Origin of the sequence: Inconstantimicrobium porci, from assembly GCF_009696465.1 — a bacterium.
In the GTDB taxonomy this organism is placed as follows: domain Bacteria; phylum Bacillota; class Clostridia; order Clostridiales; family Clostridiaceae; genus Inconstantimicrobium; species Inconstantimicrobium porci.
Genome location: NZ_VULX01000049.1, coordinates 1 through 6,613, shown reverse-complemented (window position 1 = coordinate 6,613; position 6,613 = coordinate 1). Strand labels below are relative to the sequence as shown.

Genomic DNA, 6,613 nt, shown 5'->3' with positions numbered 1-6,613 from the left:
GCATTTTCTTTAAATTCCTTATCATACTGTTTACTCATTTCAATTCCTCCAATTCATCATATCTTCATTATAACTCTTTTTGAGAAATATCCACTTTTAACTTGTACTATTTATATTCTAGCTCCATCTTTAATACCATTTTGACACGAGCTGGAATCACATTGATTATTACGACAGCATTTAGTATTTCAACCATGCTCTATACCTTATCGGCTGGTTATCCGTTCTTTTTGATTGCTTTTCTACAGATTGTGACCTTTGCAGGAATCTACTTCAAGCTGGGCGATTTAATGAGTATGTTTTCTCTACAGAGTAACGATTCTCAAAGTGTGGGAAGTCGTGTGATGAGAAAACCTCGTATGCTTATGCACGCTCACATGCACCGTCTACAGCGGAAACTTGGACGTTCCATGACTACTCTAGGGGCTGGGTCTGCCATTGTTACAGGTAAAAAAGGACAGTCGGGTTCGGGGAGTTCTGCAAGGACACAAGCAGATCACTCCCGACCAGACGGAAAGGAAAAATCAACACTTGGAAAACGTATCGGTCAAACCATCGGTACAGTAGCTGATACCAAAGACAGAATGGTAGACACTGCTAGTGGTTTGAAAGAACAGGTTAAAGATTTGCCGACCAATGCAAGATATGCAGTATATCAAGGAAAATCCAAAGTAAAAGAGAATGTCCGTGATTTAACCAGTAGTATTTCTCAAACCAAAGCGGACAGAGCCAGTGGACGCAAGGAACAGCAGGAACAAAGGCGAAAAACCATTGCGAAGCGTCGCTCTGAAATGGAACAGGTCAAACAGAAAAAACAGCCTGCTTCTTCTGTTCATGAAAGACCGACTACAAGACAAGAACAATATCATGATGAACAGACCTCAAAACAGTCTAATATTCAGACTTCATATAAGGAATCTCAACAAGCCAAACAAGAGCGTCCAGCAGTTAAGTCCGATTTTTCAAGTCCAAAAGTGGAACGCCAAGGCAATACCGTTCAAGAAAAAACCGTTCAAAAGCCAGCAACTTCAACCACTACAGCAGATAGAACTTCACAACGTCCAATCACAAAAGAACGTCCGTCTACTGTTCAAAGAGTACCACTACAAAATACAAGAAGTAGACCACCAATCAAAACCGCCACCATTAAGAAAGTCGGTAAGAAACCATGAAGTTGAAAACTTTAGTGATTGGTGGTTCTGGATTATTCTTGATGGTCTTCTCACTGCTTCTGTTTGTTGCCATTTTATTTTCAGATGAACAGGACAGCGGAATTTCCAATATTCATTATGGAGGTGTGAATGTTTCCGCAGAAGTGCTGGCTCATAAGCCTATGGTAGAAAAATATGCCAAAGAATATGGCGTTGAAGAATATGTCAACATACTTCTTGCGATTATACAGGTGGAATCGGGCGGTACTGCGGAAGATGTTATGCAGTCCTCGGAATCCCTCGGTCTTCCACCTAATTCATTGAGTACAGAAGAATCCATTAAGCAAGGTGTGAAGTATTTCAGTGAATTATTAGCCAGTAGCGAAAGGCTCAGTGTAGATTTAGAATCGGTTATCCAGTCCTACAATTATGGTGGTGGTTTCTTAGGGTATGTGGCTAATCGTGGAAATAAATATACCTTTGAACTGGCTCAAAGTTTCTCAAAAGAGTATTCAGGTGGCGAAAAAGTGTCTTACCCCAATCCCATAGCCATACCTATCAATGGGGGCTGGCGATACAACTATGGCAATATGTTTTATGTGCAACTGGTAACGCAGTATCTTGTCACAACAGAGTTTGATGATGATACGGTACAAGCCATCATGGACGAAGCACTGAAATATGAGGGCTGGCGATACGTTTACGGTGGAGCTTCCCCGACTACTTCTTTTGATTGTAGCGGACTGACACAATGGACGTATGGAAAAGCTGGAATTAACTTACCACGAACCGCACAACAGCAATATGATGTGACCCAGCATATCCCACTATCGGAAGCACAAGCTGGCGATTTGGTTTTCTTTCATTCTACCTATAACGCTGGCTCTTATATTACTCATGTTGGGATATACCTTGGCAATAACCGTATGTTTCATGCAGGCGACCCAATCGGTTATGCCGACTTAACAAGCCCCTACTGGCAACAGCATTTAGTGGGAGCAGGACGAATCAAACAATGAGAAAGGAAGATTTAATGATGAAATTTAGAAAAAATCAGAATAAAGAAAAACAGATACCAAAGGAAAAGAAACCTCGTGTCTACTATAAGGTCAATCCTCATAAAAAGGTTGTGATTGCCTTGTGGGTACTTTTAGGGCTTAGTTTCAGCTTTGCGATATTCAAGCACTTTACAGCTATAGATACTCATACTATTCACGAAACAACTATCATAGAAAAGGAATACGTTGATACTCATCATGTAGAAAATTTTGTAGAGAACTTTGCGAAAGTCTACTATTCATGGGAGCAATCCGATAAGTCCATTGATAATCGAATGGAAAGTCTAAAAGGCTATCTGACAGATGAACTTCAAGCTCTCAATGTTGATACAGTACGCAAAGATATTCCTGTATCGTCTTCTGTAAGAGGATTTCAGATATGGACGGTAGAGCCAACTGGCGACAATGAGTTTAATGTAACCTACAGTGTAGACCAGCTCATTACAGAGGGAGAAAATACAAAGACCGTCCACTCTGCTTATATAGTGAGTGTCTATGTAGATGGTTCTGGAAATATGGTACTGGTTAAGAATCCGACCATTACCAACATACCTAAGAAATCAAGTTATAAACCAAAAGCCATTGAAAGTGAGGGGACGGTTGATTCCATTACAACCAATGAAATCAATGAGTTTTTAACGACGTTCTTCAAGCTCTATCCTACAGCGACAGCCAGTGAACTTTCCTACTATGTGAATGACGGGATATTAAAACCAATCGGAAAAGAGTACATCTTTCAAGAACTGGTAAATCCTATTCACAATCGTAAGGATAATCAAGTCACGGTATCGCTGACAGTGGAGTATATCGACCAGCAGACCAAAGCAACGCAGGTATCTCAATTTGATTTGGTACTTGAAAAGAACGGGAGTAATTGGAAGATTATAGAATAACAAATATTGGTACATTATTACAGCTATTTTGTAATCACGTACTCTCTTTGATAAAAAATTGGAGATTCCTTTACAAATATGCTCTTACGTGCTATTATTTAAGTATCTATTTAAAAGGAGTTAATAAATATGCGGCAAGGTATTCTTAAATAAACTGTCAATTTGATAGTGGGAACAAATAATTGGATGTCCTTTTTTAGGAGGGCTTAGTTTTTTGTACCCAGTTTAAGAATACCTTTATCATGTGATTCTAAAGTATCCGGAGAATATCTGTATGCTTTGTATGCCTATGGTTATGCATAAAAATCCCAGTGATAAGAGTATTTATCACTGGGATTTTTATGCCCTTTTGGGTTTTTGAATGGAGGAAAATCACATGAAAATTATTAATATTGGAATTTTAGCTCATGTTGATGCAGGAAAAACTACCTTAACAGAAAGCTTATTATATAACAGTGGAGCGATTACAGAATTAGGAAGCGTGGACAAAGGTACAACGAGGACGGATAATACGCTTTTAGAACGTCAGAGAGGAATTACAATTCAGACAGGAATAACCTCTTTTCAGTGGGAAAATACGAAGGTGAACATCATAGACACGCCAGGACATATGGATTTCTTAGCAGAAGTATATCGTTCATTATCAGTTTTAGATGGGGCAATTCTACTGATTTCTGCAAAAGATGGCGTACAAGCACAAACTCGTATATTGTTTCATGCACTTAGGAAAATAGGTATTCCCACAATCTTTTTTATCAATAAGATTGACCAAAATGGAATTGATTTATCAACGGTTTATCAGGATATTAAAGAGAAACTTTCTGCGGAAATTGTAATCAAACAGAAGGTAGAACTGCATCCTAATATGCGTGTAATGAACTTTACCGAATCTGAACAATGGGATACGGTAATAGAAGGAAATGATTACCTTTTGGAGAAATATATGTCCGGTAAATCATTAGAAGCATTGGAACTCGAACAAGAGGAAAGCATAAGATTTCAGAATTGTTCTCTGTTCCCTGTTTATCACGGAAGTGCAAAAAACAATATAGGGATTGATAACCTTATAGAAGTTATTACTAATAAATTTTATTCATCAACACATCGAGGTCAGTCTGAACTTTGCGGAAAAGTTTTCAAAATTGAGTATTCGGAAAAAAGACAGCGTCTTGCATATATACGTCTTTATAGTGGCGTACTGCATTTGCGAGATTCGGTTAGAATATCGGAAAAGGAAAAAATAAAAATTACAGAAATGTATACTTCAATAAATGGTGAATTATGTAAAATCGATAAGGCTTATTCCGGGGAAATTGTTATTTTGCAGAATGAGTTTTTGAAGTTAAATAGTGTTCTTGGAGATACAAAACTATTGCCACAGAGAAAAAAGATTGAAAATCCGCACCCTCTACTACAAACAACTGTTGAACCGAGTAAACCTGAACAGAGAGAAATGTTGCTTGATGCCCTTTTGGAAATCTCAGATAGTGATCCGCTTCTACGATATTACGTGGATTCTACGACACATGAAATTATACTTTCTTTCTTAGGGAAAGTACAAATGGAAGTGATTAGTGCACTGTTGCAAGAAAAGTATCATGTGGAGATAGAACTAAAAGAGCCTACAGTCATTTATATGGAGAGACCGTTAAAAAATGCAGAATATACCATTCACATCGAAGTGCCGCCAAATCCTTTCTGGGCTTCCATTGGTTTATCTGTATCACCGCTTCCGTTGGGAAGTGGAATGCAGTATGAGAGCTCGGTTTCTCTTGGATACTTAAATCAATCATTTCAAAATGCAGTTATGGAAGGGATACGCTATGGCTGTGAACAAGGATTGTATGGTTGGAATGTGACGGACTGTAAAATCTGTTTTAAGTATGGCTTATACTATAGCCCTGTTAGTACCCCAGCAGATTTTCGGATGCTTGCTCCTATTGTATTGGAACAAGTCTTAAAAAAAGCTGGAACAGAATTGTTAGAGCCATATCTTAGTTTTAAAATTTATGCGCCACAGGAATATCTTTCACGAGCATACAACGATGCTCCTAAATATTGTGCGAACATCGTAGACACTCAATTGAAAAATAATGAGGTCATTCTTAGTGGAGAAATCCCTGCTCGGTGTATTCAAGAATATCGTAGTGATTTAACTTTCTTTACAAATGGACGTAGTGTTTGTTTAACAGAGTTAAAAGGGTACCATGTTACTACCGGTGAACCTGTTTGCCAGCCCCGTCGTCCAAATAGTCGGATAGATAAAGTACGATATATGTTCAATAAAATAACTTAGTGTATTTTATGTTGTTATATAAATATGGTTTCTTGTTAAATAAGATGAAATATTTTTTAATAAAGATTTGAATTAAAGTGTAAAGGAGGAGATAGTTATTATAAACTACAAGTGGATATTGTGTCCTGTATGTGGAAATAAAACATGATTAAAGATAAGGGAAGATACTGAATTAAAAAAATTCCCCCTCTATTGTCCGAAATGCAGACAAGAAAATTTAATTGAAATAAAGCAGTTCAAAGTAACTGTGATTACAGAGCCAGACGCAAAGACGCAGAGCCGATAAAATGAGATTAATACAATCTCATTTTATCGGCTCTTTCCGTTATGTATGGATTCTTTTAATTAGTCTTCGATGTTTCTTGCTTCGTTGATACCGCTGGCTAAAGATTCCATTAAGGATAGTTCTTTGTCTGTAAAGCTATCCATGTATTTCTCTATCTGTAATCGTCGGGTGCTTTTTACCAAGTTATTAGCAGGTAAGAAAAATTCATCAACGGAAACATGAAGTAACGATACAAGGTCATAAAGAACTTGTATGCTGGGGTGTTGCCCTTTATTTTCAATATTAGTTAAGTACCGTGGGTCAATTTCAATCAATGCTCCCACTTGTTCACGAGTTAAACCTCGTTTCAATCGAGCTTCTTTAATGGCTAAACCAAAGGCTCTAAAATCATATTTATCTTCTTTTTTACGCATAGTAGACCACCTCTATACATTTTATTGTTCCTACTGAATTAAAAACAGGTATAGAAAAACGTGTTATATGGTTTATAGGTTTATATTTAATAAAAAGCACTACTAAACGCCAATAAAAAAAACCGTTATATGGTAGTGCTATTTACGCTGTTAAAATATTGTATATTACTTCCAAATGGCGGTTTGTTGGAGGTCAACGTCGCCATGAAGTACATCATATACAATAAATTTCCTTACATTGGGTTCTTGTCAAAAAAAGTCGTCTATCTGCAATAGATAAGTACGTCCACCAATGTGGTTTTATAAATCATATAGATAGAATAACAGAAGCATGTAAACAGAGAAATAAATCTGTTTATATGCTTTTTTGGCTATTCAGAACTTTTTTATATAAATGCTACAATAAATATGTAAATAAACGATCGTTTAAGAATGCATGAAATTGTTTTTATAAGTTATAATTATTTCATAAATTTTTGGAGGTAATTATGCTTATAAAAACTAATATTTATAAAG

At 36.9% G+C, this 6,613-nt stretch carries 6 protein-coding genes and 1 pseudogene; 6 read left to right on the top strand and 1 reads right to left on the bottom strand.

The annotated features are described in order from the left end of the window. The first annotated feature begins 161 nt into the window (after positions 1–161). The 6 genes and pseudogenes from FYJ33_RS15605 (at position 162) to FYJ33_RS15580 (ending at position 5,684) form a co-directional block, all read left to right on the top strand. A complete protein-coding gene (locus FYJ33_RS15605) occupies positions 162–1,172 on the top strand; it encodes a hypothetical protein (RefSeq protein WP_456237453.1) in 1,011 nt (336 codons plus the stop codon). After that, entirely contained in the window at positions 1,169–2,170 is a 1,002-nt protein-coding gene (locus tag FYJ33_RS15600) for a bifunctional lytic transglycosylase/C40 family peptidase (RefSeq protein ID WP_000769868.1), read from the top strand. Before FYJ33_RS15605 ends, FYJ33_RS15600 begins: the two co-directional genes overlap by 4 nt. Positions 2,171–2,187: 17 nt before the next feature. Further along, positions 2,188–3,102 (top strand): conjugal transfer protein, encoded by a 915-nt coding sequence (locus FYJ33_RS15595; RefSeq protein WP_001857137.1) that lies wholly within the window; start codon positions 2,188–2,190, stop codon positions 3,100–3,102. Between the two features lie 313 nt (positions 3,103–3,415). Beyond that, positions 3,416–3,463, top strand: a pseudogene (locus FYJ33_RS17165) (hypothetical protein); the annotation flags it as partial. Positions 3,464–3,478: 15 nt separating this feature from the next. After that, positions 3,479–5,398 carry a tetracycline resistance ribosomal protection protein Tet(M) gene (tet(M), locus tag FYJ33_RS15585; RefSeq protein ID WP_154532834.1) on the top strand — a complete coding sequence of 640 codons (1,920 nt, stop codon included), beginning with the start codon at positions 3,479–3,481 and terminating at the stop codon, positions 5,396–5,398. 154 nt (positions 5,399–5,552) lie between these two features. Next, on the top strand, positions 5,553–5,684 hold the full coding sequence (locus tag FYJ33_RS15580; protein ID WP_080961458.1) for a cysteine-rich KTR domain-containing protein: 132 nt from the start codon (positions 5,553–5,555) through the stop codon (positions 5,682–5,684). Positions 5,685–5,743: 59 nt separating this feature from the next. On the opposite strand, the gene FYJ33_RS15575 is transcribed toward FYJ33_RS15580, so the two are convergent. Continuing rightward, positions 5,744–6,097 carry a helix-turn-helix transcriptional regulator gene (locus FYJ33_RS15575; RefSeq protein ID WP_001227347.1) on the bottom strand — a complete coding sequence of 118 codons (354 nt, stop codon included), beginning with the start codon at positions 6,095–6,097 and terminating at the stop codon, positions 5,744–5,746. Positions 6,098–6,613: the final 516 nt, after the last annotated feature.